At 68.2% G+C, this 26,503-nt stretch carries 26 protein-coding genes; 12 read left to right on the top strand and 14 right to left on the bottom strand.

Going from position 1 to position 26,503, the window contains the following annotated elements; all coding sequences use genetic code 11:
• Nucleotides 1-36: 36 nt before the first annotated feature.
• Nucleotides 37-1,350 carry a xylose isomerase gene (gene xylA / locus AB5S17_RS11905; RefSeq protein ID WP_369239540.1) on the bottom strand — a complete coding sequence of 438 codons (1,314 nt, stop codon included), beginning with the start codon at nt 1,348-1,350 and terminating at the stop codon, nt 37-39.
• Here xylA and AB5S17_RS11910 point away from each other — a divergent pair.
• Nucleotides 1,340-1,537, top strand: a complete 198-nt coding sequence (locus tag AB5S17_RS11910; RefSeq protein ID WP_369239542.1) for a hypothetical protein — start codon at nt 1,340-1,342, stop codon at nt 1,535-1,537. The two genes, xylA and AB5S17_RS11910, sit on opposite strands and share 11 nt — an antisense overlap.
• Here the strand turns inward: AB5S17_RS11910 and AB5S17_RS11915 are convergent.
• Together AB5S17_RS11915 and AB5S17_RS11920 are read right to left on the bottom strand one after the other, a co-directional pair.
• Nucleotides 1,515-2,549, bottom strand: a complete 1,035-nt coding sequence (locus AB5S17_RS11915) for a LacI family DNA-binding transcriptional regulator (protein ID WP_369239544.1) — start codon at nt 2,547-2,549, stop codon at nt 1,515-1,517. The two genes, AB5S17_RS11910 and AB5S17_RS11915, sit on opposite strands and share 23 nt — an antisense overlap.
• A 129-nt stretch (nt 2,550-2,678) precedes the next feature.
• Entirely contained in the window at nt 2,679-3,485 is an 807-nt protein-coding gene (locus AB5S17_RS11920; RefSeq protein ID WP_369239546.1) for a hypothetical protein, read from the bottom strand.
• Between the two features lie 233 nt (nt 3,486-3,718).
• Here AB5S17_RS11920 and AB5S17_RS11925 point away from each other — a divergent pair, with 233 nt between their 5' ends.
• The 5 genes from AB5S17_RS11925 (at nt 3,719) to AB5S17_RS11945 (ending at nt 8,223) form a co-directional block, all read left to right on the top strand.
• Nucleotides 3,719-5,620 (top strand): propionyl-CoA synthetase, encoded by a 1,902-nt coding sequence (locus AB5S17_RS11925; protein ID WP_369239548.1) that lies wholly within the window; start codon nt 3,719-3,721, stop codon nt 5,618-5,620.
• A gap of 52 nt (nt 5,621-5,672) precedes the next feature.
• Nucleotides 5,673-5,996, top strand: a complete 324-nt coding sequence (locus tag AB5S17_RS11930; RefSeq protein ID WP_369239550.1) for a type II toxin-antitoxin system HigB family toxin — start codon at nt 5,673-5,675, stop codon at nt 5,994-5,996.
• A complete protein-coding gene (locus AB5S17_RS11935; RefSeq protein WP_369239552.1) occupies nt 5,986-6,366 on the top strand; it encodes a type II toxin-antitoxin system HigA family antitoxin in 381 nt (126 codons plus the stop codon). The genes AB5S17_RS11930 and AB5S17_RS11935 overlap by 11 nt, the downstream gene beginning before the upstream one ends.
• A 79-nt stretch (nt 6,367-6,445) precedes the next feature.
• Nucleotides 6,446-7,345 carry an acetylglutamate kinase gene (gene argB / locus AB5S17_RS11940; protein WP_369239554.1) on the top strand — a complete coding sequence of 300 codons (900 nt, stop codon included), beginning with the start codon at nt 6,446-6,448 and terminating at the stop codon, nt 7,343-7,345.
• Between the two features lie 158 nt (nt 7,346-7,503).
• Entirely contained in the window at nt 7,504-8,223 is a 720-nt protein-coding gene (locus tag AB5S17_RS11945; protein ID WP_369239556.1) for a pyrimidine 5'-nucleotidase, read from the top strand.
• On the opposite strand, the gene AB5S17_RS11950 is transcribed toward AB5S17_RS11945, so the two are convergent.
• The 3 genes from AB5S17_RS11950 to AB5S17_RS11960 all read right to left on the bottom strand — a co-directional run bounded on the left by AB5S17_RS11950 (nt 8,178) and on the right by AB5S17_RS11960 (nt 10,451).
• Nucleotides 8,178-9,272 carry a GlxA family transcriptional regulator gene (locus tag AB5S17_RS11950; protein WP_369239558.1) on the bottom strand — a complete coding sequence of 365 codons (1,095 nt, stop codon included), beginning with the start codon at nt 9,270-9,272 and terminating at the stop codon, nt 8,178-8,180. The genes AB5S17_RS11945 and AB5S17_RS11950 overlap by 46 nt on opposite strands.
• A gap of 9 nt (nt 9,273-9,281) precedes the next feature.
• A complete protein-coding gene (locus AB5S17_RS11955) occupies nt 9,282-9,845 on the bottom strand; it encodes an isochorismatase family protein (protein ID WP_369239560.1) in 564 nt (187 codons plus the stop codon).
• A 294-nt stretch (nt 9,846-10,139) separates the two neighbouring features.
• Complete coding sequence (locus AB5S17_RS11960) at nt 10,140-10,451, bottom strand: hypothetical protein (protein WP_369239562.1); 312 nt, start codon at nt 10,449-10,451, stop codon at nt 10,140-10,142.
• A gap of 252 nt (nt 10,452-10,703) precedes the next feature.
• Between AB5S17_RS11960 and AB5S17_RS11965 the strand changes: the two genes are divergently transcribed.
• Nucleotides 10,704-11,321: a tyrosine-protein phosphatase gene (locus AB5S17_RS11965; protein ID WP_369239564.1), complete on the top strand. Its 618-nt coding sequence runs from the start codon at nt 10,704-10,706 to the stop codon at nt 11,319-11,321.
• Nucleotides 11,322-11,415: 94 nt separating this feature from the next.
• Here AB5S17_RS11965 and AB5S17_RS11970 read toward each other — a convergent pair whose 3' ends face one another.
• Together AB5S17_RS11970 and AB5S17_RS11975 are read right to left on the bottom strand one after the other, a co-directional pair.
• On the bottom strand, nt 11,416-12,936 hold the full coding sequence (locus AB5S17_RS11970) for a trypsin-like peptidase domain-containing protein (RefSeq protein ID WP_369239565.1): 1,521 nt from the start codon (nt 12,934-12,936) through the stop codon (nt 11,416-11,418).
• Nucleotides 12,937-13,117: 181 nt separating this feature from the next.
• The gene (locus AB5S17_RS11975) at nt 13,118-14,290 is read right to left on the bottom strand and encodes a DNA recombination protein RmuC (protein WP_369239567.1); all 1,173 of its coding nucleotides are present in this window, start codon (nt 14,288-14,290) and stop codon (nt 13,118-13,120) included.
• Nucleotides 14,291-14,432: 142 nt separating this feature from the next.
• Between AB5S17_RS11975 and def the strand changes: the two genes are divergently transcribed.
• From def to truA, 3 genes are read left to right on the top strand one after another with little or no spacing between them, the layout of a single operon-like run.
• Complete coding sequence (def, locus tag AB5S17_RS11980) at nt 14,433-14,948, top strand: peptide deformylase (protein ID WP_369239742.1); 516 nt, start codon at nt 14,433-14,435, stop codon at nt 14,946-14,948.
• A gap of 13 nt (nt 14,949-14,961) precedes the next feature.
• The gene (gene fmt, locus AB5S17_RS11985) at nt 14,962-15,921 is read left to right on the top strand and encodes a methionyl-tRNA formyltransferase (RefSeq protein ID WP_369239569.1); all 960 of its coding nucleotides are present in this window, start codon (nt 14,962-14,964) and stop codon (nt 15,919-15,921) included.
• Nucleotides 15,921-16,700 carry a tRNA pseudouridine(38-40) synthase TruA gene (truA, locus tag AB5S17_RS11990; protein ID WP_369239571.1) on the top strand — a complete coding sequence of 260 codons (780 nt, stop codon included), beginning with the start codon at nt 15,921-15,923 and terminating at the stop codon, nt 16,698-16,700. The genes fmt and truA overlap by 1 nt, the downstream gene beginning before the upstream one ends.
• A gap of 33 nt (nt 16,701-16,733) precedes the next feature.
• Here truA and AB5S17_RS11995 read toward each other — a convergent pair whose 3' ends face one another.
• On the bottom strand, nt 16,734-16,961 hold the full coding sequence (locus AB5S17_RS11995; RefSeq protein WP_369239573.1) for a sulfurtransferase TusA family protein: 228 nt from the start codon (nt 16,959-16,961) through the stop codon (nt 16,734-16,736).
• 111 nt (nt 16,962-17,072) lie between these two features.
• Here AB5S17_RS11995 and AB5S17_RS12000 point away from each other — a divergent pair, with 111 nt between their 5' ends.
• Nucleotides 17,073-17,624, top strand: coding sequence for a DUF924 family protein (locus tag AB5S17_RS12000; RefSeq protein ID WP_369239575.1), 552 nt, complete (start codon nt 17,073-17,075; stop codon nt 17,622-17,624).
• Between the two features lie 236 nt (nt 17,625-17,860).
• On the top strand, nt 17,861-19,048 hold the full coding sequence (locus AB5S17_RS12005) for a GNAT family N-acetyltransferase (protein ID WP_369239577.1): 1,188 nt from the start codon (nt 17,861-17,863) through the stop codon (nt 19,046-19,048).
• A gap of 140 nt (nt 19,049-19,188) precedes the next feature.
• Here the strand turns inward: AB5S17_RS12005 and AB5S17_RS12010 are convergent, their stop codons facing one another.
• The 5 genes from AB5S17_RS12010 to ybgF form a co-directional block, all read right to left on the bottom strand.
• On the bottom strand, nt 19,189-20,163 hold the full coding sequence (locus AB5S17_RS12010; protein ID WP_369239579.1) for an outer membrane protein: 975 nt from the start codon (nt 20,161-20,163) through the stop codon (nt 19,189-19,191).
• Between the two features lie 126 nt (nt 20,164-20,289).
• Nucleotides 20,290-21,636, bottom strand: a complete 1,347-nt coding sequence (gene glmM, locus AB5S17_RS12015; RefSeq protein ID WP_369239581.1) for a phosphoglucosamine mutase — start codon at nt 21,634-21,636, stop codon at nt 20,290-20,292.
• A 227-nt stretch (nt 21,637-21,863) separates the two neighbouring features.
• Nucleotides 21,864-23,798 carry an ATP-dependent zinc metalloprotease FtsH gene (gene ftsH / locus AB5S17_RS12020; RefSeq protein WP_369239583.1) on the bottom strand — a complete coding sequence of 645 codons (1,935 nt, stop codon included), beginning with the start codon at nt 23,796-23,798 and terminating at the stop codon, nt 21,864-21,866.
• Nucleotides 23,799-23,914: 116 nt separating this feature from the next.
• Nucleotides 23,915-25,417 carry a tRNA lysidine(34) synthetase TilS gene (gene tilS / locus AB5S17_RS12025; protein ID WP_369239585.1) on the bottom strand — a complete coding sequence of 501 codons (1,503 nt, stop codon included), beginning with the start codon at nt 25,415-25,417 and terminating at the stop codon, nt 23,915-23,917.
• Complete coding sequence (ybgF, locus tag AB5S17_RS12030) at nt 25,321-26,304, bottom strand: tol-pal system protein YbgF (RefSeq protein ID WP_369239587.1); 984 nt, start codon at nt 26,302-26,304, stop codon at nt 25,321-25,323. The genes tilS and ybgF overlap by 97 nt, the downstream gene beginning before the upstream one ends.
• Nucleotides 26,305-26,503: the final 199 nt, after the last annotated feature.

Raw genomic sequence — 26,503 nt, forward strand, 5'->3', positions numbered from 1 at the left:
ACATACACACCGCAGCACCTCCATATCAAGCCACAATCACACGTAACGGTTTACGACGCCTTCCAGATATTCCTGGCGGCCCGAGCGCGGCTGCGGGTTCAGGCCGAGCGCCCGCTCCGCGACCTGTTCGAGCGTCCGCTCGCCGGCCATGATCGCCTTGCTCTCGGCGCTCTCCCAGCCGGCATAGCGATCGGCCAGCGGCTTGGTCAGCGCCTCGTCTTTCAGCATGGCTTCCGCCGCGAGAAGTCCGCGGGCGCAGGCGTCCATCGATGCGACATGGGCGATCAGCAGGTCGTCCGGATCGATCGACTGGCGGCGGATCTTGGCGTCGAAGTTCAGCCCGCCCGTGGTGAAGCCGCCGTGCTGCAGCATCTCGTGGAAGACCAGCGCGATCTCCTTCACGTCCATCGCGAACTGGTCGGTGTCCCAGCCGAGAAGGTCGTCGCCGCGGTTGATGTCGAGCGAGCCGAAGAGACCGTTTGCATAGGCGACCTTCACCTCGTGCTCGAAGGAATGGCCGGCGAGGATGGCGTGGTTCTGTTCGAGGTTCAGCTTCACGTCGGCGGTGAGGTCGTACTTGCGCAGGAAGCCGACGACGGTCGCCGCGTCGAAGTCGTACTGGTGCTTGGTCGGCTCCTTCGGCTTCGGCTCGATCAGGATCGGGCCCGCAAAGCCGATCTTGTGCTTGTAGTCGACGAGCATCGACAGGAAGCGGCCGAGCTGGTCGAGCTCGCGCGCCATGTTGGTGTTGAGCAGCGTTTCGTAGCCCTCGCGCCCGCCCCAGCAGACGTAGTTCGCGCCGCCGAGCCGGTGCGTCGCATCGAGCGCCGCCTTCACCTGGCCGACCGCATAGGCGAAGACGTCGGGGTCCGGATTGGTCGCAGCGCCCGCCATGTAGCGGCGGTTGGAGAAGAGGTTCGCCGTGCCCCAGAGGAGCCTCACCTTGGCGCTCTGCATCTTCTCGGCGAAGATGTCGGTGATGGCCTTCAGGTTGTCGTTCGATTCCTGCAGCGAGGCGCCTTCCGGCGCGACGTCGACGTCATGGAAGGTGAAGAACGGCACGTCGAGCAGACGGAACATCTCGAAGGCGACATCGGCCTTCTGCTTCGCCAGAGCGAGCGCATCGTCGCCGTGCATCCAGGGCCGGTTGAAGGTCTCGCCGCCGAACGGGTCGCCGCCCGGCCAGGTGAAGGAGTGCCAGTAGCAGACGGCGAAGCGCAGATGGTCCTCCATCCGCTTGCCCATCACCTCCCGGTCCTTGTCGTAGAAGCGATAGGCGAGCGGATCACGGCTGTCGGGGCCTTCGAAGGCGACCGGCGTCTTGCGGTCGAAGAATGACGTGTTCGGCATGTCGATGCTTTCGCTGACGGGCGCGCAGCCCGGATTGAAAATGGCAACGGCGGCCGCGTGTGACGCGGCGGTCGCCGACGCGGGCACGAAGCGGATTTCGAACGCGATCATGGCACGCTGTGGCGGCGTTTTGAAGTACGTGCCTCAGAATTCGCAGAAGGCGCTCAGGGCAGGTTCTCCCGGATGAAGATGTCGATCCGAATGCGTTCCTGCTCGGCGATGACGGCATCGCCCGTCGCATCGGCAAGAAGCAGGCGGGCGGCGGAGCGCAGTTCGTGGCCGGGATTCTGGGCGATCACGGCATCGAAGCGGCCGGCCAGGAGTTCGGCGCGCGAGGCCGGCGTCAACTCGTGACCGACGAAGACGAGGCGGCCCGTCGGATCCGCAGCCCGGAGCGCCTCGGCGACCCCCTCGTTGCCGGCACCGGCGTTATAGAGCGCCGAAAGGTCCTCCCGTTCGGCAGCGAGCCGGCGGACGGCGGCGGCTGCGAGCGCCGGGTCGTCGCGCATCTCGGCGACGGGCAGGATCGTCAGGCCGGGAAAGTCACGACCGAGAAGCTGCGAGAAGCCGAAGCAGCGCTCCATGTGATCGCGCAGCGACAGCGAGCCGACGAGGATGCCGACGCTGCCGGTCCGCCCGCCGAGGAACCGGCCGACGAGCCGGGCCGCCGTGCGCCCGGCGGCGGAATTGTCGACGCCGACGAAGTGCGATCGCCGCGAGGCCGGCACGTCCGAAACCAGCGTGACGACCGGGACGCCGTCGGCGACCAGGCGGTCGATCGCGGCCAGAACCAGCGGATCGTCGAGCGCGACAACCGCCACGCCGGCATAGCTGCGCTCCAGCGCGTCGATCGCCGCGGCGAGCGCGCGAGGATCGAAGACGTCGACGGTGCGGCAGTCGATCGAGGCGCGGCTGCGGGCGAGCCAGTCGGCCATGGCGTCGATCCCGCCTGCGAGTTCCGCCATGAAGGCGTTGGCCCCGGCCGGCAGGAGAAAGCAGAAACGGTATCGTTCGCGGCGTGCAAGCCCCGCCGCCAGCGGGTCCGGCCGATAGCGCAAAGCCTCCATCGCCGCGCGCACGCGCGCCACGGTCTCGGCCCGGACGTTCGGACGGCGGTTGACGACGCGGTCGACGGTGGCGCGCGAGACGCCGGCGAGGCGCGCGACATCGATCAGCGTGGGATGCGAGGTCTGCTGCATGGCGGAAGGCTAATCGCGATCGGATGAGGTGCGCAACTCAAAACGCGTGCGTCGCCCAAGCTCGACTGGCTTGGGACTCCCGCGGCAAGCTTGGTCGTACGGTCTCGCCTCCGCCGACCCGCTCCTCCCTCAGAACCGGTACCACAGCGCCGTGACCAGTCCCCGCTCCTTCAGGGCATTGGTTCCGGCGACGGTCGCGAAGACGCCGGCCTGGAGCGACCAGCGCTTGGAAACGTCGTAGACCACCGAGCCCTCCGCCTTGTGGTAGTCGTAGCGGCCGGCCGTGCCGCCACCGGCCGAGATCGTCGAGAAGGATTGCGCGAGGATCAGCACGTCCGGCCAGGGCCGAAGACCGACGGTGAGATCGATCCGGATTTCGTCGGGAGCGGTTCCGGTCCGGTAGCGATAGCCGGCCTCGGCGTCGACGAAAGCGGGCATGCCGCCGATCTGGAAGCCGTAGCCGGCGAGGAGGCGCGGCTCGAGCGTCGGCTGCGACCAGTCGAGGTGACGGCCGTCGCCGCTCGGCTCCACGAGGCCCGACAACTGAGCCGATGCGACAAAGCCGTCGCGATCGTACATGCGCACGCGCGCGCCGATCGCCGCCTCCGACATCGCCGGGCGGGCGAACGGAAGATCACCGTCCCGCTCGCTGCCGATCTCGCCGGAGCCGAGGATCGTCACGCGGTCGGTGAGACCGTATTCGACGCGGCCGCTGACCGTCCCCTTGGCGAAATCCGGATGATCAACGCTGCCGCCGCGTTCGTCGAAGGCGGCGGTGGCGCCGGAGTAGAGGCCGGTGACGATTGCCTGCCCGCGACCGGCCGACAGCGTCCAGGCGCCGGCCAAGGCGGGTGACGGCGAGACCGGCAGTAGCGGCACGCAGACGAGAGACAGGATCGAGAGGGCGCTGTTCACGGTCCCGGCCATCGTCGTCATGCACCCCCACGCATCACAACCTGATCTGCCTCTCAGGTTGTAGTTCCGCCATAAGCAACCCAATGAGTCAACTGGCCACTGCCGCAGGGGAACGTCCGGCGCGCGTCGCCGAGATGCGGGCCGAAAGCAGCATTCCGGCCGAACGGTCGACGCGATAGACTGGGCCCGGGAGGAGCCCCGTCGGGAGCCGGGGCGGCGCGGCCGAAAGGCCGCCGAACCGTGGGAGGAAGAGGATGGCGAGCCGCTATCACGAGGTCTACAACGCCTGGGGCGAGGATCCGGAGGGCTTCTGGCTGGAGGCCGCCGACGCGATCGACTGGGTGGAGAAGCCGGTGCGCGCCTTCGATCCCGACGCCGGCGTCTACGGCCGCTGGTTCCCGGACGCGACCTGCAACACCTGCTTCAACGCGCTCGACCGCCATGTCGCGGCCGGGCGGGGCGATCATGCAGCGATCGTCCACGATTCGCCCGTGACCGGCGTCAAGCGGACGCTCACCTACAAGGACCTGCTCCGCGAGGTGACGGCGCTGGCGGCCTCGCTCTCCGACCTCGGCGTCACCAAGGGCGACCGGGTAATCATCTACATGCCGATGGTGCCGGAGACCATGGTCGCGATGCTCGCCTGTGCCCGGCTCGGCGCCATCCATTCGGTCGTCTTCGGCGGATTCGCGGCTCGCGAGCTCGCCACCCGCATCGACGACGCGACGCCGAAGCTGATCCTGTCGGCCTCCTGCGGCATCGAGCCGGCCCGGATCGTCGACTACAAGCCGCTGCTCGACAAGGCGATCGAACTTTCGGCACACAAGCCGCAGGCGACGATCGTCCTGCAGCGGCCGCAAAAGCCGTGCCAGCTGGTCGAACGTCGCGACCACGACTGGGCGGTGCTGCGCGAGAAAGCCCTGGCGGAGATCGACGGCGGCCGGGACATGCCCTGCGTGCCGGTGAAGGCGACGGACCCGCTCTACGTCCTCTACACCTCGGGGACGACGGGCAAGCCGAAGGGTGTCGTGCGCGACAATGGCGGGCACATGGTCGCCCTGTTCTGGTCGATGGAGGCGATCTTCGGCACCAGGGCCGGCGAGGTGTTCTGGGCGGCATCCGATGTCGGCTGGGTGGTCGGCCACTGCTACATCGTCTACGGACCGCTCCTGAAAGGCTGCACGTCGATCCTCTACGAGGGCAAGCCGATCGGCACGCCGGATGCGGGCGCCTATTGGCGGGTGATCGCCGAGCATGGCGTGAAGGTACTGTTCACCGCGCCGACGGCAATCCGCGGTATCCGTAAGGAGGATCCGGACGGCGCCCTGACGAGGAATTACGACCTGTCGCGCTTCGCCGCGCTGTACCTCGCGGGCGAGCGGGCCGATCCGGAGACGATCGTCTGGGCGGAAAAGGCCCTCGACCGGCCGGTCATCGACCACTGGTGGCAGACCGAATCCGGCTGGCCGATGGCCGCCAATCCGATGGGTCTCGGCTTGCTGCCGGTGAAACGCGGCAGTCCGGCCGTCGCGATGCCCGGCTTCGACATCCGCATCCTCGACGCGATGGGGCAGGAAGTGCCGCGCGGCGAAATGGGCGCGATCGGCGTGAAGCTGCCGCTGCCGCCCGGCGCCCTGCCGACGCTGTGGAACGCCGACGACCGGTTCCGGCAGAGCTATCTCTCCGACTATCCCGGCTACTACGCCACGGCCGACGCCGGCTTCATCGACGACGAGGGCTATCTCTACGTGATGGGTCGCACCGACGACGTCATCAACGTCGCCGGCCATCGCCTGTCGACCGGGGAGATGGAGGAGGCCGTCGGCGGTCATCCGGCCGTCGCCGAATGCGCCGTCATCGGGATGCGGGACGAGATCAAGGGCGAGATCCCGTGCGGTCTCGTGGTGCTGAAGAAGGACGCGGGCCTCGACCGCGCGACGATCGAGCGCGAACTGATCGAGATCGTGCGCGAGCGGATCGGCCCCGTCGCGGCCTTCCGGCGGGTGATCGTCGTCGACCGCCTCCCGAAGACCCGCTCGGGCAAGATCCTGCGCCGCACGATTAAGGCGATCGTCGACGACACGCCGTTCGAAACGCCGGCGACGATCGACGACGCCGGCGCGATCGAGGACGTGCAGCGGGCAGTGGCGGGGTGAGGGCCGACCTCCCGTTCCCGCTGATCTCACGTCAGCGTCAGCCGAAGCGCCGATGAGGATCATCGCTCGGAAGACGTTGCGAGACTACATCGAGAGCCTTGCGGGGCACCGCGATCAGGCCGCGGTCAAGGCTTCGCTCGATGCGTGGTTCGACGAAGCAAGGCGCGCCGCCTGGCGAAGCAGCGCAGACGTGAAAGCCTCATACGCCACGGCAAGCATCGTCAGTGCCGACAGGATCGTGTTCAATATCAAGGGCAATTCTCATCGGCTGGTCGTAGCGATAGACTTCGAGAAGGCGATCGTCTGGATCAAATGGATCGGGACGCACGCGGCCTACGACCGGATCAGCGTCAGGGATGTCGAGCATGGCAGATGAAATCAGGCCGATCCGCACGGAGGCCGATTACGAAGCCGCACTGGCTGAGATCGAAGCTCTATGGGGGGCCCCCGGCGGAACGACCGAGGGCGACCGCCTGGACGTCCTTGCGACACTCATCGAAGCCTACGAGACTTCAACCTTCCCGATGGACCCGCCGGATCCGGTCGATGCGATCGTCTTCCGCATGGAGCAGCAGGGCCTTCTGCGAAAGGATCTGGAGCCGATCATCGGAGATGAGGCAAGAGTGACCGCGGTACTTGATCGCAAGATCGCCTTGTCGATCGAGATGATCCGGCGACTTCATGAACAGCTGGGCATCTCCGCGGACATCCTTATCCGGCCGATGCGTCGCGACGAAGCCGCCTGAACCGGTTCCGCTCGCCCCGTTTTCCCGCTAGAAGCGCGCGCGCAGACCGATTGCGCCCGGGCGCCGAGGGAGAACGACGATGAGTGCCGCAACGCCGAACGACAAGGGCGAGACCCAGGCCGCCCTCCTCGCCGAGGCCCTGCCCTTCATGCAGGCCTACGAGAACAAGACGGTCGTGGTGAAATACGGCGGTCACGCCATGGGCGACGCCTCGCTCGGCCAGGCCTTCGCCCGCGACATCGCGCTCCTGAAGCAGTCGGGCGTCAACCCGATCGTCGTCCATGGCGGCGGCCCGCAGATCGGCCGGATGCTCTCGCAGATGGGCATCGAGTCGCGCTTCGAAGGCGGCCTGCGCGTCACCGACGCCGAAACGGTGAAGATCGTCGAGATGGTCCTCGCCGGTTCGATCAACAAGGAGATCGTCGCGCTCATCAATGCGGAGGGCGAGTGGGCGATCGGCCTGTGCGGCAAGGACGGCAACATGGTCTTCGCCGAGAAGGCCCGCAAGACCGTCCTCGACCCGGACTCCAACATCGAACGCGTGCTCGACCTCGGCTTCGTCGGCGAGCCGGTCGAGGTGGACCGCACGCTGCTCGACCTCCTTGCGCGCTCCGAGATGATCCCGGTGATCGCCCCGGTCGCGCCCGGCCGCGACGGCGCCACCTATAACATCAACGCCGACACCTTCGCCGGCGCGATCGCCGGGGCCCTCGAAGCCTCCCGCCTGCTCTTCCTCACCGACGTGCCCGGCGTCCTCGACAAGTCCGGCCAGCTGATCAAGGAGCTGTCGGTCTCGGAGGCGAAGCACCTCATCCGCGACGGCACGATCTCCGGCGGCATGATCCCGAAGGTCGAGACCTGCATCGAGGCGATCGAGCGCGGCGTCGAGGGCGTCGTCATCCTCAGCGGCAAGACCCGCCACGCGGTGCTGCTCGAACTCCTGACCGAGCACGGCGCCGGCACGTTGATCGTGCGGTGAGGACCCGGCGAAGGCACCGCGGGCAGGCCGACAGGATGGTGCAGGGCTGAACGGGCCATTCCGCCTTCGCATCCTGCCGTTCGCCTTGCCTCAAGCTTCCGGCTCTATCATCTTCGGTTCCCGGCCACCGCGCCGATCGAACCCGCAGATTGGACGCCATGCCTTCGCAGACCGCCATCCGCCAGACCGAAGACGCGACACCGGCGGACTTCGCCCATGTCCGCGACTGGGTCTTCGATCTCGACAACACGCTCTATCCGCGCCGATCCAACCTGTTTTCCCAGATCGACGAGCGGATGACGGCCTTCGTCGCCGACCTCCTGTCCCTCCCCCGGGACGAGGCGCGGGCGAAACAGAAGGACTTCTATCGGCGCTATGGCACCACGCTGCGCGGGCTGATGCAGGAACACCGCGTCGACCCGGACGCCTTCCTGCAGTTCGTCCACGACATCGACTATTCCTGGATCGAGCCCGACCCGGCCCTCGGCGCGGAGATCGAGGCGCTGCCGGGGCGCAAGTTCATCTTCACCAACGGCGATCGCCGGCATGCCGAGCGGGCCGCCCGCCAGCTCGGCGTCCTCGACCATTTCGAGGACATCTTCGACCTCGTCGCCGCGGACCTCGTCCCGAAGCCCGCCGCCGAAACCTATGACAAGTTCATGGGCCTGCATCGGATCGACGCGGCGCATGCGGCGATGTTCGAGGATCTCGCCCGCAATCTCGAAGTGCCGAAGCGCCTCGGCATGCGCACGGTGCTGATCGTGCCGGAGAATTTCGAGGACACGTTCGGCGACGTCTGGGAGCACGAAGGCCGCGACGGCGACCACGTCGACTACGTCACCGGCGATCTCGCCGGCTTCCTGCGCAAGATCCGCTGACCGCCGGACTCCCCGGCTTCATCGACCGCCTTCGCCTCCCGGTGCGCCAGGCGGTGCGCGCTGGGGCTCATGGCCTGGTGCCTTGCGAAGACCCGCCGCAGCTGGCGCGCGGAGCCGAAGCCGCAGCGCTCGGCGATCGCTTCGAGCCCCAGCCGCGAACTGGCCAGAAGTTCGGCCGCCAGCGCCGTGCGCAGGCCGTTGAGATAGTCCGGGACGCTGCTGCCGACATTCTGGCGGAACAGCCGCGAGAGATGGCGCTCGCTCGCCGCAGCGATGGCGGCGAGTTCGGCTGCCGTCCAGGGGCGGCCGGGCTCGGCGGCGACCGCATCCTGCACACGGTGGATCCCCGGATGCAGGTGATTGCGCCCGCGCAGCCAGGGCGAAAGCTGCGGGTCGCCGCCCGAACGCCGCAGATAGACGACGAGATGCTTCGCCGCGTCGCTGGCGACCGCCGGACCGCAGAGCTCCGCGACCAGTTGCAGGGCGAGGTCGATGCCGGCGGTGACGCCGGCGCTGGTCCAGACGGGACCGTCCGCGACGAACAGGCGATCGGCCAGCACCGTCGCCGTCGGCGCCTTGCGCGACAGCTTGTCGAGCATGGCGAAATGCGTGGTGCAGCGGCGTCGGTGCAAAAGCCCGGCCTCGCCGAGCAGCAGGGCGCCGGAGCAGATCGAGACGACCCGCGTCTCGGGATTGTCGGCGACGTGGGGAGCGACGATCCGGCGCAACCAGCCGACGATGGCGGCATGGGCACCGTCCCGCACCGCATCGTCCTCGGCCGACGACGGCATCCCCATCACGGCGTCCGCGGCGCCGACGACGAGGACGATCGCATCGGGGGCAAGCGCCTCCGGCAGCGGTTGCAGCGGTCCGATCGGCAGGCCGACGGAGGTCGTCACCACCGGCAGCGGCGAAACATAGCCGAGCGCGAAGAATGGGCGGCGCTCAGCCATGTTGGCCCGGCGCAGAACTTCCGCCGGGCCGGCGATGTCGAGCAGCAGCGGCCGGGGCGGGACGACGATCAGCACCGGCCGCACTGTCTCGGGCATGTTGCGTCCTCAGGCGGCCAAGGCGGCTCGGCCGGCGAGCGCCTCGTCGACGGTGACGATCCGCGCGAAGCGTCCGGCGAGGACCAGTTCGGTGCGCCGGCGGATTTCGTCGGCGGTATAGAGCCGGCCGTCGGCGGCGGTCATGTCGAAGGTCAGCGTCGCCTCGGAGACGAAGCCGACATCATAGCCGAGGTCGGAGAGATGCCGCGTCGTGGTCTCGCAGCACTGCTCGGTGCGGATCCCCGACACAAGGACCCGGCGGATGCCGTTCCGCACCAGCCAGACATCGAGCCCGCTGCCGACGAGCGCGCTGTGCCGGCGCTTGGTGAAGACCGCATCGGGCGCGAGGTCGACGCCCTGCAGGGTGCGCACGTGGCCGGAGGCCTCGGAGAACGGGCCGCTTTCCTCGACATGAAAGACCTGGACGAGCGGAACCGCGTCTGCGGCCGCCCCGGCAATCAGCCGGTTCAGCGCAGCCTGGAAGCGGTCGACGGACCCTTCCTGCCAGTAGGGCCGGTGGCGGAAGCTCTCCTGGACATCGATCACCAGAAGGGCGGTATCGGGGGCGGACATTTTCTGCACTCCATCGGACTTGACGATGGACGCAGTCGATCATCGGCACAAGCCGGCGGAAAGACGAAGCGCAGCCAAACAGCGGACGATTTCCGCCATGCTCCCGCCGAGAGTGGCCCCTTTCCCAGCGATACCGCCGAGCCGGCTTCTCGGAGACAGGACGCTGCCCGGTGCATGCCTCACGCGAAGATAACGCGGTCGATCCTCCGCTGCTCGAATCGACCATCCCGTACCCCACCGACACGTAACCCGATGCCGGTCCGGAATAGGATGCCGATCCAAAGCCTCCCGGAATCAATCCTCCAGTCGCGATCGTCCGGAGCGTACGAGACCGGCTTTTCCGGACGCTTCGCCCTCCGCCTCGGCCTCGTCCGCGGCGGTCGCCTGCGCCCCGTGGCCTGCGCGGTTCGCGCCGAGGATCGCGTCCATCTGGTCGACGGAGTTCGCGGTGCCGCCGGCAAGGGCGCGTTCGCGATCGGCCGCACTGGCAGCGTCGGTGTCGCCCGCCTCTCGGCGCGGCGCCGTCTCGTCGCGCGCGATGTGCTCGGGCGTGTCCCTGTCCTGCTGCGCCCGCATCATCTTCGGATCGGTATCGGAATCGGCCATGTCATTCATCCTGTTGGGGAACCTGCGGGAGTCGGCTCTCTGCGCTGTCGTGGCAACGGCGCCACTTCCAACGGGTTCCGCAACCGTCTAGAACCACCGGAGGCCATCGCCGGATTTCCCGCCAGCGCAGAACGCGGCACCTGCCGGGCAACCGTCGCTGGAGACGGCGATCGAACGGGTGGTCCATGCGTGTCGCCGATCTCGCGGCGCTCATGCCGAATGCCGATGGCCTGTTGAACCGAGGAGCCCCCGATGCGCTTGCTGCGTTGGACTGCGATATCTGTCGTCACCCTGGTCCTTCTGGCCGCCGGAACGCTGGGCGGCTATTCCGGCTATCTGCACCTCGTCGGCAACATCCATGTGGTGGAGCCCGGCGAGCTCTATCGGTCGGCGACCCTGCCGACGGAGCGGCTGGACCGGCTGATGGCGGAAAAGGGCATCCGCACGATCGTCAACCTGCGCGGCGGCAACGGCGACGCATGGTGGAAGGCGGAACGGGCCGTCGCAGAAAAGCACGGCGCCGATTTCGTCAGCTTTCATCTCTCGGCCGATCGTCAGCCGACGCCGGAGACGATGCGCCAGCTCGCCTTCATCCTGAAGAACGCGCCCAAGCCGATTCTGGTCCACTGCAAGGCCGGCGCCGACCGGGCGGGTCTCGCCTCGGCGATCTACGAACTCGCGGTGGACGGCGATCCCGCTGTCGATGCCGACAAGCAGCTGTCGTTCCGCTACGGTCACTTCCCCTGGCTCGGCTCCAAGACCGGCGCCATGGATCGCGCCTTCGACGCCTTCGATCAGGACTACGCGGCGCGGCAGGCCGGGGAATCGACGGCGGTGGCATCCGCCGACGACCCGCAAAAGGCGCGCTGAAAGAAGGAGCGCCTGAGAAAGCTCCTCTTGTCTCGTATGATGGGGTGAGACGTCCGCCCTTTATCGGCGGGGCCGTGCAGCCCCGCGCGGTCGGTCAGTGGTCGTAGCACACGACCGGGAGGACGGAGTCCTTCACCTTGGCCGTCGCATCCGGCACGCTCTCGAGCGGAGCCTTCGCATCGGCCGTCCGGAAGGCGATGTGGTTGGCGTGCAGGAAGCGCGTCACCGTGTCCGGCCGGATGGCGAAGTTGATCGACTGCGGGATGTCGCCGGTCGCATCGGCCACCGCGACGGCGTTCAGCTTGGCGGTCACGACGCCGACGACACGGCCGGCGAAATCGACCAGCGGCCCGCCCGAATTGCCCGGCTGCACCGGCGCCGAGATCTGCAGGTAGCGCGGATCGTTCATCAGGCCGAGCAGCGAGGAGACGTTGCCGCGGGTGACGTTCAGCGAATCCGCCAGGATCGAGCGCAGGGGGTAGCCGAGCGCCAGGATATCCTCGCCGAGGCGCGGCTTCGAGGCGGAGATCGCCAGCGGCTTGCCGAGCTTCTCGTCGACCTTGATCAGCGCGAGATCGTCGGTGGAATCGATGCGCACCTCGCTCGCCACGGTCCCGGCGCCGACCTTCACCGTCTTGCAGGCCTTCACGACATGCGCGTTGGTGAGGAGCCAGCCATCGGAGGAGACGACGAAGCCGCTCCCGGCCATCTCGAACTGCGGCGCTTTGACGTCCGCCGCCACAGAGGCGGGCTCGGCCTGCGGCTCGCGCGCCTGCGGGATCTCGAAGAGGTTGGGCCGCTGCGGATCGACGGAGGCCATGGCATAGCGCGCATCGGCCGGCACCGCCTTGCGCTTGCGCGTCAGCATGGACGACAGCGTCCGCGGCTCGTTCGAGGCGACGAGCGGGCCGTGCGGCTCCGCCGCGAACGGCTCGAACAGGTTCGAGGCAACGCGGACGTAAGGCGAGACCTCCCCGTCGAGCCGGCTCTCATAGGAGACCGAGAAGCCCCGAAGGTCCGTGCCCCGCGCCGCGAAGCGCATGAAATAGGAGCGGCCGGATTCCTTGCCGGAGACGGTGAACCAGCTATCGGCGAATTCGGACGAGAGCACGGTGCGATCGGCGCTCGGCTGGCTGAGGACGTCGAACAGCCCCCGCAGCGTCTGGCCGTTGGCGATCCGGATGCTCTCGACTTCGAGCGCGTCGTCCGCCGAGCCCCAGAGGGTACCGACTTCCGTCGGCCCGAGATCGTGAACCAGGGACAGCGGCATCGCCATGCGCACGCCCGTCGCCGCGTCGTCGACGAGCTTCAGCCCGAGCGGCGCCTGTGCCTTGTCGGACAGCGAGATCAGCAGCCGCAGCATCGACTCGTCGATGACGCCGTCCGGCGTCAGGTCGTGACGCGCCTCGAAGTCGCGGATGGCGCGGAGCGAAGGCGCGTCGATCGTCCCGGTGAACGGGCCGGCATAGTCGCCGGTCCAGGCGAGCCGGATCTGCAGGCCCTTGCGGAAGGCGAGATCGGTCTGATGGTTGTAGGCGTCGGAAAGATCTGAGGCCTTGGCCGCCACAGTCGAAAGCGCCACCGGCGTCACCGCCAGTGCGATCGCTATCGCCATTCCCCGCGCCGCGCGCCGCATCTCATCCCCCTGTTCCAGAACTGGTCCGACAAGCAACGCGGCAAAATCCGATTCGATCCACGCGTCCTTTACCTTTTTTCAAGATTTTGCCTGAACGGTTATGTCGGCGTTTCGCGGCGCCCGCGCAAGTACACAAGCGGGTGATGCTTAACGGCGGCCGTCAGGCGCCGGTCCTATGGCCGGCGACAGCCGTCTCGGGACCGCCGCCTTCCCCAAGGTCCACCGCCGCGATCCGCTCGCCGCGCCGCACCAGCTTGTCGGTCGAGACCAGGATCTGGTCGATGTCACGGCCGGTCTGGCCGAAGTGGGTCTTGAGCGCGGCGACCCGCGCGTCGAGCCGCGCAAGGTCCTCAGCCAGTAGCCGCACCTCGGTCTGGATGCGGCCGGCCTCGGCCCGCATGCGCGCATCCTTCATGATCGCCTGCACCACCTGGATCGAAAGGAGCAGCAGCGACGGCGAGACGATGACGACACGCGCCCGGTAAGCCTTCTGGACGATGTCCTCGAAACGCTCGTGCAGCTCGGCGAAGATCGCCTCCGACGGCACGAACAGGAAGACGGTGTCCTGCGTCTCGCCGGGAACGAGATACTTCTCCGACACCGCCTTGATGTGCACCTCCATGTCGCGGCGCAGGCGGCTGGCGGCGAAGCTGCGGGCGTCCTCGCTCTCGGCCGCCTGTATCGCGCTATAGGCTTCCAGCGGGAACTTGGCGTCGATCGCCAGCGCCGGCGCGCCGTTCGGCATGCGGATCAGGCAGTCCGGCCGCTTGCCGTTCGACAGCGTCGCCTGGAACTCGAAGGAGCCGATGGGCAGCGCGTCGGCGACGATCGCCTGCATGCGCCCTTCGCCGAAGGCGCCGCGGGTCTGCTTGTTGGCGAGGATGTCCTGCAGCCGCACGACCTCGCCGGCGAGCCCGCGGATCTCCCCTTGCGCCCGGTCGATGACGGCAAGGCGCTCGGCCAGCGCCGCCAGCGAACTCTTGGTCTCCTGCGTCGTCGTGAGGATCGAGTGGCCGACGCGTGCGGACAGGCCGTCGAATCGCTCGGCGAGCGTGCGGGTGAGGTCCGCCTGCCGCGCGCCGAAGATCTCCGCCATTGTCTGCATGCGGCCGGTGATCTCGGCCTGCGACTTCAGGACAGCGTCGAGGCGGTCGCTTTCGGCCTCGCTCGCCTCCAGCGCCGCGGCGGCGGCCCTGGACCGTGCGGCCTCCCGGCGCCAGAGCAGGAAGAAGACCAGCGCCACCGCGCAGGCGCCGACGAGCGCCGGCGTCACGGCGAGGCCGGCGAGCGTGGCGATCGGCGCATCGAGCGCGGCGGCGAGACTTCTGTCCATGGCGCGGACCATAGGACAAGCCGGTTAACGAAACCAGATCAAAACAAGAACAAGGTGGTCGTTGCGGCGCTGCCGGCCGCTGCGCACGCCGAAGCGTGCATCCGCCGTTGACCGGTTCCGCGCCAGCCATTACCTCAGCGCCATGACGATCAAGCCGCTCATCATCCTCCCCGACCCCGTGCTGCGCCTGCAGTCGAAGCCGATCGAGACCGTCGACCAGGCGGTCAGGACGTTCGCCGACGACATGCTGGAGACGATGTACGACGCGCCGGGCATCGGCCTTGCCGCGATCCAGGTCGGCGAGCCCTTGCGCATGCTGGTGATCGACGTCTCCAAGGAAGAGGAGGAGAAGGCGCCGCGCGTCTTCCTCAACCCGGAGATCCTGTCGACCTCCGACGCCCGCAGCACCTATGAGGAGGGCTGCCTGTCGATCCCCGACTACTACGCCGAGGTCGAGCGTCCGGCCGAGGTGACGGTGCGCTATCTCGGCCTCGACGGACAGATGCACGAGGAGACGGCGGACGGGATCCTCGCGACCTGCCTGCAGCACGAGATCGACCATCTGAACGGCGTCCTCTTCATCGACCACATTTCGAAGCTGAAGCGCGACATGGTGGTCAAGAAGTTCACCAAGCAGGCCCGCCGGGTCTCGGCGTAGAGGGCGGCGCGCGATGAGCCTGCGCGTCGTCTTCATGGGCACGCCGGACTTCTCCGTGCCGACCCTCCGCGCGATTCACGCCGCCGGCCACGCGATCGCCGCCGTCTATTCGCAGCCACCGCGAAAGGGCGGGCGCCGCGGCCTGTCGCTGACGCCCTCCCCGGTCCAGGCGGAAGCCGAGCGGCTCGGCCTGCCCGTGCGCACGCCGCTGAATTTCAAGGACGCTGCCGAGCGCGAGGCCTTCGCCGCGCTCGAAGCCGATGTCGCGGTTGTCGTCGCCTACGGGCTCTTGCTGCCGCAGGCGGTGCTCGACGCGCCGCGGCTCGGCTGCCTCAACGGCCACGGCTCGCTGCTGCCGCGCTGGCGGGGCGCGGCGCCGATTCAGCGCGCCATCGAAGCCGGCGACGCGGTGACCGGCATGATGGTGATGAGGATGGAGGCCGGGCTCGACACCGGCCCCGTGGCGCTGACGGCCGAAACGCCGATCGGGCCGACCGACACGGCGGGCGAGATCCACGACCGCCTGGCGGCGCTGTCGGCGGAGCTGATGGTCGAGGCGCTGGCAAAGCTCGAGGCCGGGACGCTGGCCTTCGAGGCGCAGGACGCCATCGCCGCGCACACCGGCCGCGAGCCGGTCTATGCGCGAAAGATCGACAAGGGCGAGGCCGAACTGGACTTCGCGACCGATGCCCAAGCGCTCGCCCGCAAGATCAACGCCTTCTCGCCATTTCCCGGCGCCTGGACGACGATCCCCTTCGCGGGCAAGCCGGAGCGCGTGAAGATCCTGCGCGCCACGGCCGAACCGGGAAGCGGCGCGCCGGGGACGGCGCTCGACGACGCCCTGCTCGTCGCTTGCGGCTCCGGCGCCGTGCGGCTCCTCGAACTGCAGCGCGCCGGCGGCAAGCGTCTCGACTCCGAGACGCTGCTGCGCGGTGCGGCCGTTCCGAAGGGAACGATCCTGGGCGCCGCCTGATGCCCCGATACAAGCTCACCGTCGAATATCACGGCAGGCCCTATTGCGGCTGGCAGCGCCAGGCGAACGGCCTCTCCGTGCAGGAGGTGATCGAGACGGCGCTGACCGGCTTCACCGGCGACGCCGTCACCCTGTTCGGCGCGGGGCGCACCGATGCCGGAGTGCATGCGACGGGCCAGGTCGCCCATTGCGACCTTCAGCGCGACTGGGACACCGACACGGTGCGCGACGCCTTGAACGCGCATATGCGCGAGGAGGCGGTGACGATCCTTCAGGCCGAGCGCGTGCCGGACGATTTCGACGCCCGCTTCTCCGCCCGCAAGCGGCACTACCTCTATCGCATCTTCAATCGGCGGGCGCCGCCGGCGCTGCTGTCCGGCCAGGTCTGGTGGGTGTGGAAGCCGCTCGACGTCGAGGCGATGCACCTTGCGGCGCAGCGCCTCGTCGGCACGCACGACTTCGACACCTTCCGCTCCACCCATTGCCAGGCGAAGAACCCGATCCGCACGCTGGAGCGGCTCGACGTGGTGAAGGGCCCGGGCGAGGAGGTGCACATCCACGCCATGGCGCAGTCCTTCCTGCACAACCAGATCCGCTCCTTCGCCGGGACGCTGAAGCTCGTCGGCGAGCATCGCTGGAGCGCGGACGACGTCGCCGACGCGCTGGCGGCAAAGGACCGCACGCGCTGCGGCCCGGTCGCGCCGCCGGACGGGCTGTACCTCACCCGGGTCGACTACGGCGATGCGCCGAAGCGGACGCTGCCGCCCTATCCCGGCTGAATGGCCGGCGCGAGCGAACATCGGCCGGTCGGCTCAGGACGCCGCGTCGCCAACGACAATGCGGAAGCGGATCGCCTCGCCCTCGCGCGTCGTCTCGGCAAGCCTGTGGCCATGGCTGCGGCAGGCATGCGGGATGTCGATCGCCGCCAGCGGATCGTCGGCGAGGACCTCGAGCGCGTCGCCCGCCTGCATCCGGGCGAGACGCCGCTCCGTGTAGAGCGCCGGCAGCGGGCACTTCAGGCCCCTGAGATCGATCTCCATCCTGTCCGCCCTGTCCAAACCCGTCGTCGAACCCACCTGACACGGCGGGGCCGGCGAGGCATCGATATCAGCCGGCAACGCCCCCCGCCAGAAGCCGCAACGGAGACCCTCATGACGCGATTCGCCGTCGACCCGCAGACGATCGTCGAGTTCTGGCGCGAGGCCGGGCCCGACCGCTGGTTCAACAAGGACGAGGCCTTTGACGAGACGATCCGGCACCGGTTCGGCGACGTCTACGAGCAGGCGGCGCGCGGCGATCTCGACGGCTGGGCCGAGACCGCAACCGGCACGCTGGCGCTGATCCTCGTGCTCGACCAGTTCCCGCGCAACCTGTTCCGCGGCAGCCCCCTCGCCTTCGCGACCGACGGGAAGGCCCTCTCTCTCGCGAAGATGGCGCTCGCCCGCGGCGATCACCGGACCGTCGGCGAGGACGTCAACCAGTTCCTCGCTCTGCCGCTGATGCATTCGGAGGACCTTGAGGACCAGGAGGCCTGCGTCGGCTGGATGGACGAGATCGGCAACGAGGCCAATGTGAAGGCGGCGCACGAGCACCGCGAGATCATCGCCCGCTTCGGCCGCTTCCCGCACCGCAACGCCATCCTCGCGCGCCCCACGACCGAGCCGGAAGAAGCCTTTCTGGCGGCCGGCGGCTTTGCCGGTTGAGCCGTATTGATACGAAACGTTAACGCCTGCGCTCGCCCACCGAAATTTAAGCTGTCGCTGATAAAGCTGACGGTCGACCTCGTCCGTAGCTCTTCCCGGATGCTCGCGCGTCTGCGCGAAGCGCCCGGAAGTCGAAGGCAGAAAGTTGAGCGATGCGAGCCGATCCGTTGCTGGACGATCCTCACACTCCGAAACGTCCCCTCCCCGCGGCGAAGCCCCCGCAGTTCGGCGGACCGGTGGTCGACGTGGCGGTCGGACGGGGCGACCAGTCCCGGCGCTTCTCGATCTACGATCCGTCCGACGCCTTCGCCCTGATCGACGAGCTGCAGCATCTGTCGCGCCGGGCCATCGAGGCCAACGTCTTCTTCGACCCAAAATTCCTGGTGCCGGCGATGCCGCGGCTCGACGAGCGGCACGTCCAGCTGATGGTGATGCGCGACGAAGGACCGGCGCGCAGCCGGCTGCGGCTGATGATGCCGTTCACCCGCGAGCCCTCGCGCCGGTTCGGCGGCATCGAGACGATCCGCGCCTGGGCTCATCCGTTTGGCCGGCTGGGCACGCCGCCGCTCGACGGCGATGATCCGAGGAGCACGCTCGAAAGCTTTCTCGCCATGCTGGCGAGGCCGGAGCTCGGCCTGCCCCGCGTGCTCGTCCTGCCGGAGATCCGGACGGACGGCGCCTTCCATGCGATCCTGAGGGCGGCCGCCCGCCAGACGGGCCTGCCGGTCGCCACGGTGAACGAAACGAGCCGCGCCGCCATCATCAAGGAAGCCGGCGTCGAGACGGCCTTCGTCCAGGGCCTCGCGCCCAAACGGCGGCGGGAACTGCACCGCCAGCGGCGGCGGCTCTCGGAGAGCGGTCCGGTGACGTTCCAGGTGGCGCGCAGCGCAGACGCCGTGCGCGAAGCCTTCGAGGAGTTCCTGTCCCTGGAGGCCAGCGGCTGGAAGGGGCGCGAGCGCAGCGCCCTCGTCATCGACCGTTTCCGCGCCGCCTTCGCCCGCGAATCGATCAACGCGCTCGCCGAGGACGGCCGCGTCCGGATCTTCGGCCTCAGGGTCGGCGATCGAGTGGTGGCGAGCCTCGTCGTGCTCATCGACGGTGCCGAGGCCTTCGCCTGGAAGACGGCCTATGACGAGACCTTCGCCGAGGCCTCGCCCGGCCAGCAGGTGGTCGCCGAGGCAACGCGCGCCCTTCTCGCCGATCCCGCCATCCGCCGCGTCGATTCCTGCGCCATGCCGGACAATTTCGTGATGAACCGCTTCTGGCCGAACCGGCTGGAACTGGCGACCGTGGTCGTCGGCCTGGCGCCCGACAGCCAGAAGCTGGTCACGCGCGCGGTGAGCGGCCTTCGCGCGTCGCATCGCTCCCGCAACCTCGTCCGCCTCGCCCGCGCGCAGGTGAAGGACCTCTTCTCGCGCGGGTGAGGATGGCGGCGTCGGAAGCCGTGCTCGAAGGGTCCCGGCGGCACTCTCAAGCAAGACGCCCCCACCGGCGGCGGCCAATGGGGGCGTTCTGGCTGATCCGGCGATGCGGAGCGGACGTGTCGTCCGCTCCGGAACCCGCTTTACTTGTAGATCGGCGGCTCGCTGTAGACCGGCGGCTCCGCATAGGGCGCGCCGACGACCGGAGCCGGCGCCTTGCCGAAGCCGGTTCCACCGCCGAACTCGTAGCGTAGACCGGCCTTGATCGTGTGGATGTCGAAGCCGTTGTCGCGGGTCTGCGCACCGGTGGCGCCATTGGCGCAGACGCCGTACGTACACGGGTCCCTGTCTGCTGCGTCATATCCGGCCGTGCGGCCACCGTTGATGTGCAGATAGCGATAGCCCACGTCGAACTTGAGGTTCTGCGACAAGTCGACGCTCGTTCCCGCCATCAGAGCCGTGGCGAAACGCCAACTGCTCTCGCCCGGGTGAGTGCCGCTGTACCGGATGTAGTTCGGCACCTGGCAGTCGGGGCAGTTCTCCTGGCTGCTGACGTCGTCATAACTGACATGAGCAGCACCAATGCCGGCCCCGATGTAGGGTGTGAACCGGCCATAGTGACCGATGTCGACATAGGCGTTGGCCATTGCGGTCCAGACGTTGGCTCGGGACTTGTCGGTGTAGTAGCAGGTCAGGCTGGGATCATACATTTTATGAGAATCGTCCGTCCTGATCTGGTACGGGCACTGCGTCTGTCCGCTGACGCCGGGGCGGAAGTAGTCGAGGGTTCCATCCATACGGAAGTTGTCGGTGAAGCGGTAGCCAAGACCACCGCCGAAGCTCGCCGACCCGCCCAGCTTTATGCTGTTATACTGATAGGTGTCGTCGACGCCGCGGTAAGGCGGTTCATACTGGTTCCAGAACTTCCAACTGCCCTCGGAGTTGCTCTTGAAATTGTAGCCGACGTCGCCGCGCAGGTACCAGCCGGACGTGGACACCGGCGGCGCCGGCGGCACATATACGGGCGGCTGTTCGATGATGTCGGCGGCATGCGCCATGCCGCCCAGCGACGCCACCATGCCGATCGCGGCAAGGGCCGTCAAAAACCTCGTCTTCATATCCCCATCCCCGGTTCTCAGCGGCCGCCGGAATTGGCTGTGACCGTTAACCCTAAGGAACACGGTAAACGGAGATGGTTAACGAGTGGTTTATGCGAATCTGATCTTACGCTTACCGCTTGATATTCAAGCAGCCGCCTCGCGAAGTGCTCCGACGATGTCGTCGACGACGGCGTTGACGAGCCCGGCGTCGTCGCCTTCCGCCATCACCCGGATCAGCGGCTCGGTGCCCGACGGGCGGATCACCAGCCGTCCGCTATTGCCGAGCCGGTCGCGGCCGGCCGCGATCGCGCCCTGCACGCGGTCGCGCTCCAGAGGCTCGCCGCCGGAGAAACGGACGTTCTTGAGGACCTGCGGGACCGGATCGAAGCGCTTGCAGACCTCCGACACCGTGCCGCTCTTGCGGCGCACCACGGCGAGGATCTGCAGCGCCGAGATCAGGCCGTCGCCCGTCGTGCCGAAATCCGACAGGACGATGTGGCCGGACTGCTCGCCGCCGACATTGTAGCCATGCTCGCGCATGTGCTCGACGACGTAGCGGTCACCGACCTTGGTGCGGGCGAGCTGCAGCTTGCGCGCCTCCAGAAAGCGTTCGAGGCCGAGATTGGACATGATCGTCGCGACGATGCCGCCGGCCGCGAGTCGCCCGTCCTCGGCCCAGCTCTCGGCGATCACCGCCATCAGCTGGTCGCCGTCGACGATCACGCCATGCTCGTCAACGATCACCACCCGGTCCGCATCGCCGTCGAGGGCGATCCCGATGTCGGCCCGGACCTCCTTCACCTTGGCGGACAGCGCTGCGGGGGCGGTCGAGCCGCAATTGCGGTTGATGTTGACGCCGTCCGGCTCGACGCCGATCTTCACCACCTCGGCGCCCAGCTCCCAGAGGACCTCCGGCGCAACCTTGTAGGCGGCGCCGTTGGCGCAGTCGATCGCCACGCGGAAGCCCTCGAGCGAGAGTTCGCGCGGCAGCGTGCGCTTGGCGAATTCGATGTAGCGGTAGATGTCGCCGTCGACGCGCTTGGCCCGCCCGATCCCCGCGCCGACCTGCATGCGCGCCGAGAGGTCTTCGTCGATCAACGCCTCGATCCGCGCCTCGATCTCGTCGGACAGCTTGTAGCCGTCCGGGCCGAACAGCTTGATGCCGTTGTCCTCGAATGGGTTGTGGGAGGCCGAGATCATCACCCCGATGTCGGCCCGCAGCGACCGGGTCAGCATAGCCACCGCGGGCGTCGGCATGGGGCCGAGCAGGAAGACGTCCATGCCGGCGGCGGTGAAGCCGGCGACCATGGCGTTCTCGATCATGTAGCCGGACCGGCGCGTGTCCTTGCCGATCACCACGCGATGGCGATAGCTGCCGCGCTGGAAGGCGATGCCGGCTGCCATGCCGACCTTCATCGCAACTTCCGCCGTCATCGGGTGACGGTTGGCCGTCCCGCGGATGCCGTCCGTGCCGAAATAGGTTCTTCCCATCTCACCATCCTGTCGTCGGTGATGCGCCGGGGCCGGGTCCGGGTCTAGATTGGCGTGATCCCGCAGCCTGCGCGATGCGGAAAGCCTTGCATGCGCTGGCTTGTGCAACGGTTGCCTTCCGATGCCGGATTAGCCGCGCGGTTACCGCTTCGTCAACAAAACGGGAGCGACCCGATCGAGTCGCTCCCGCTTCCTGTGCAGCAATATCCCGTTGGGGCAGCAGCCGATCAGGTCGGCTGCGGTTCCAGACTGTCGCCCGCCTCGCCGCCGCGCCCTGCCGGGCGGGAGGCGCCGGCCTTGGGAACCGCCGAGCCGCGCGACGGCGGCGTGTCGTCGCCCATGTCGCGGGTCAGCGGCTTGCCGGCCAGAAGATCGTGCACCTCCTCGCCGGAGAGCGTCTCGTATTCGAGCAGCGCCTTGGCGAGCATATGCAGCTCGTCGATGTGCTCGGTGAGGATCTTGCGCGCCTTGTTCTCGGCCGTCTCGATGATCTCGCGGACCTCGGAGTCGATCAGCCGGGCAGTGTCCTCGGACATGTTCTGCTGCTGCGAGACCGAGTGGCCGAGGAACACCTCGTCCTGGTTCTGCTTGTAGCGCAGCCGGCCGAGCTTGTCGCTCATGCCGTATTCCATGACCATGGCGCGCGACATGTTGGTCGCCTGCTGGATGTCGTTCGAGGCACCGGTGGTGACGTTTTCCGGCCCGTAGATGATCTCCTCGGCCGCGCGGCCGCCGAAGATCATCGCAAGGCGCGCCTCCATCTCGTTCTTGCGCATGCCGTAACGGTCGCGCTCCGGCAGGTTCATCGTCACGCCCAGCGCGCGACCGCGCGGGATGATCGTCACCTTGTGGAGCGGGTCGTTGAACGGCTCATGGATCCCGACGAGGGCATGGCCGGCCTCGTGATAGGCCGTCAGCTTCTTCTCTTCCTCGGTCATGGCCATCGACCGGCGCTCGGCGCCCATCATGACCTTGTCCTTGGCGTCCTCGAACTCGAGCATGGTGACGAGGCGCTTGGAGCGCCGCGCCGCCATCAGCGCCGCCTCGTTGACGAGGTTGGCGAGATCGGCGCCGGAGAAGCCGGGCGTGCCGCGCGCGATCGTCTTCAGGTCGACGTTCGGGGCGAGCGGCACGTTGCGCACGTGCACCTTGAGGATCTTCTCGCGGCCGGTCACGTCCGGGTTCGGCACCACGACCTGGCGGTCGAAGCGGCCGGGACGCAGGAGCGCCGGGTCGAGCACGTCCGGACGGTTGGTCGCGGCGATGAGGATGATGCCCTCGTTCGCCTCGAAGCCGTCCATCTCGACCAGCAACTGGTTCAGCGTCTGCTCGCGCTCGTCGTTGCCGCCGCCGAGGCCGGCGCCGCGATGGCGGCCGACCGCATCGATCTCGTCGATGAAGATGATGCAGGGGCTGTTCTTCTTCGCCTGCTCGAACATGTCGCGGACACGGCTCGCGCCGACGCCGACGAACATCTCGACGAAGTCGGAGCCGGAGATGGTGAAGAACGGCACGTTCGCCTCGCCCGCGACGGAGCGCGCAAGCAGCGTCTTGCCGGTGCCCGGAGGGCCGACGAGGAGGACGCCGCGCGGGATCTTGCCGCCGAGGCGCTGGAACTTCTGCGGCTCGCGCAGGAACTCGACGATCTCCTCCAGATCCTCCTTGGCCTCGTCGACACCGGCGACGTCCTGGAAGGTGACGCGGCCGTGCGCCTCGGTCAGGAGCTTCGCCTTGGACTTGCCGAAGCCCATGGCCTTGCCGCCGGCGCCGCCCTGCATCTGGCGCATCAGGAAGATCCAGACGGCGAGGATCGGCAGGATCGGGCCGAAGGACAGGAGCATCGACCAGATCGGATTGGTGTTGTCGCCCGGCGGGGTGGCCGAGATCTGGACGTTCTTCGCCTCCAGCTTGGGCACCAGGTTGGCATCGTTCGGCGCATAGGTCTGGAACGGCGAGGCGCCGTCGGAATACTTGCCGGAGATGCGCTGGCCCTGGATGGTCACCGCCTGCACCCGGCCGCTTTCGACGTCCGAGAGGAACTGCGAGTAGGGAATCTCGCGCGCGCCCGCAGTCTGAGAGCTGTTGGAAAACAACTGGAAGAGCGCGATCAGCAAGAGGGCGATGATCGCCCACAGCGCGAAGTTACGGAAATTCTGGTTCATCACTCTTCCTGGGGTGGACGCCGAGCGGGCCCGGCGATGCCTGTCGAAGATAGGTGTTGCGCCATCTCTTGCCAACATCCTCCGGCGGATTTGCGGCAAAATGGCGGGGTGTCGGTTTACAGGGCGTCTGCGGCTCGTGCGGCAGTCGAACGAGTGGGCAGATCGCGCCGGAAGCGCCAGTGCACGAGGGGTACCGTGTCCAGCCGCTCGGCGCCGGGCGGACGCTTGCCGCCGAGCGCCTCCGGCGCCGCCACGATACCACCTTCCAACGCAATGACCGGCACGGTCTGCTCTCGCAGACTGCCCCGCCCGAACGAGCCGAAGCACGCGACCACCGCACCGCTACCGGACCATTTCCGCACGTCTACTTCGAAACGACCGTCGAAGCACAGGGTTTCGCGCGAAGCGTCGATCGGCTCCGGCGAAATGCCGAGGCGGCCAAGCTCCCGGAAGAATGCGACGCTTCCTCCGGTCGAAGAGCCCGCGGCCGCGACGCCCGCCCCGGCAAGGGTCGCGGAGACGCGGACGCTCGGGTCGGCAAGCTTGGACAGGATACGCCGGACCCCTTCCGCGTCCGGCCAATGCTCGCGCCCGGATACGGCAAAGAGCGCCCGGCGGACGAAGAGGAAGGCGAGGTCCGGATCCAGGCCGACAACGGCCGCCCGGTCGACCACGATCGCGCCATCGGGGGGGAAGGCGAGCCGGCCGTCCGACTCGAAGGCGTCGATCGCGGCGGCAAGACGCGCCTCGATCCGGTCGCGGGCGGCGGCGTGCCGTGCGATCTCTCCGCGAAGGGCGGGGCGATCATGCCGCCCGGCCGAAAGATCGGCGCGGATCCGGACGCGTTCGTAATGCGTGTCGCGATTGGTCGGATCGTCGACGGCCGGAAGTCCGTGCGCCGCGACCGTCGCCTTCAGCCGATCCCCCGCCACCGGGAGGAACGGCCGTCCGAGGAAGAGGCCGGGCGCCATCTCGCGCAGGCTGCGCATGCCGGCGAGGCCGATGCTGCCGGCGCCGCGCCGACGCGCCATCAGATGGGTTTCGAACTGGTCGTCTTCGTGATGAGCCGTGAGGATCAGCCGCGCGCCGCAATGGCGGGCGAAATCCGCGAGCAGCCGGTAGCGGGCAAGCCGGGCCTGTTGCGGCAGGTTGCCCTGCGTCGCCGGCTCGCGCCAGACCGGCGTCGAATGCGGAAGTCCGAAATTGCGGCAGAGCGCGGCGACATGGGCGGCCTCGGCGCCCGATTCCGGCCGCAGCCGATGGTCGACCGTCGCGACGTGAATGCGCCTCGCTTCCGGCCCGTTACCGGATTTGCGGAAGGCATCCGCAGCCAGCAGCAGAGCCAGGGAATCCGGACCGCCGGAAACGGCGAGGACTATGCCCCCGAGCGGCGGGCAGCGCTCTTCGGCGGCCGTGTCGACCAGTGCGGAAAACGCGCGGCAAAGCTCGTCGGCAGACAGAGGCTCGCTTTCCGGCGGCAGCGCCGGAATGTGCAGGACGGGTCCTGGAGGACCCTGCGGCGTCAGCAGCTCGCAGCCTTTTCCTCGCTCTCCAGCTTGTGCTTCACGCTGGCGCTCATCGAGGGATAGCGGCGGGCGACCTCCTTGTAGGTCACGCATGCGGTGTCACGATTGTTGAGCTTGGCGAGCGACATGCCGAGCTTCAGCATCATGTCCGGCGCCTTCTTGGCGTCGGGATGATGCTTCTGGGCGTCGAGGAAGACCTCCGCCGCGTCGGCGTATTTCCGCTGCTGGTAGAGGCTCTCGCCCAGCCAGTACTGGGCGTCCGAGACGTCCTTGGCGTCGGGATAGGTCTGGGCATACTGGCGGAAGGACTGCTCTGCCCGGGCGTAATCACCGGCGAGAAGATAGTTGTAGGCGAGGTCGTAGAGTCCTCCGGCCCCCTGCGGCGAGACGGCGGCGACCGTGCTGTCACCGCTGCTGGCGGTCGAGGACTTGGACGCGTCGAGCGAGCTGGTGTCGAGCCCGTTGTTGAGCAGCTGGCCGATATTGTCGCCGGAGCCCTCGCCGACCGCATCGGACGAGCCGGACCCAGCCGGCGGCGCGACCGACGCGCTCTGCCGCGGCGCCGGCGCGGCGGAGCCGGGAGCGGTCGGCGGCGAGGCTTCGCCGCGACGGTCCTTGGAGGGCGCGTTGGACGACTGGCCGCCGCCCTTCCCCTCCAGATCCTGGAAGCGGAACTCGGTGTCGTCCTTGAACTTGCGCAGGGTCTCCTGGGTCTGCAGGAGCTGGAAGTTCAGGTCCTCCACCCGGCCGGTCAGCTTGCGAACCTCCTCCTCAAGCTGGTTGAGGCGCAGCAATTCGTCGCCCGCCTGCGCCATGCGCACGGGCGCCTGCGGCACATCGGGCGCGGCATCCGAGGCGGTGGGGCCGGTATTGTCGCTGCCGAAGATGCCCGGCAGGTCGAAGGCGGAGGCACCGGACACGCCGGCGCCCAGCACGAAGGTCGCTGTCGCAGCGGCGCGCATCAGCCTACGCATGGTCATGAAGCAAATCCCCTCGTTCGGTTCGTCGGGACGCGGAAGGTCTGTCCGACCGCCGTACTCGCCCGACGCCACAGGGGATTAGCATGGAAGGGCTGAGTTCGGCCAAAATTTGGCGCGCCGCAACACAGAACGCCATGGCAGCTCGGCGGCGAGGCGCCGGCCGAGCCGGGCGAAGGACGCCGGATCGCCTCCTCGGACC

The organism is Jiella sp. M17.18 (assembly GCF_041027365.1).
In the GTDB taxonomy this organism is placed as follows: Bacteria; Pseudomonadota; Alphaproteobacteria; order Rhizobiales; family Rhizobiaceae; genus VKMB-3413.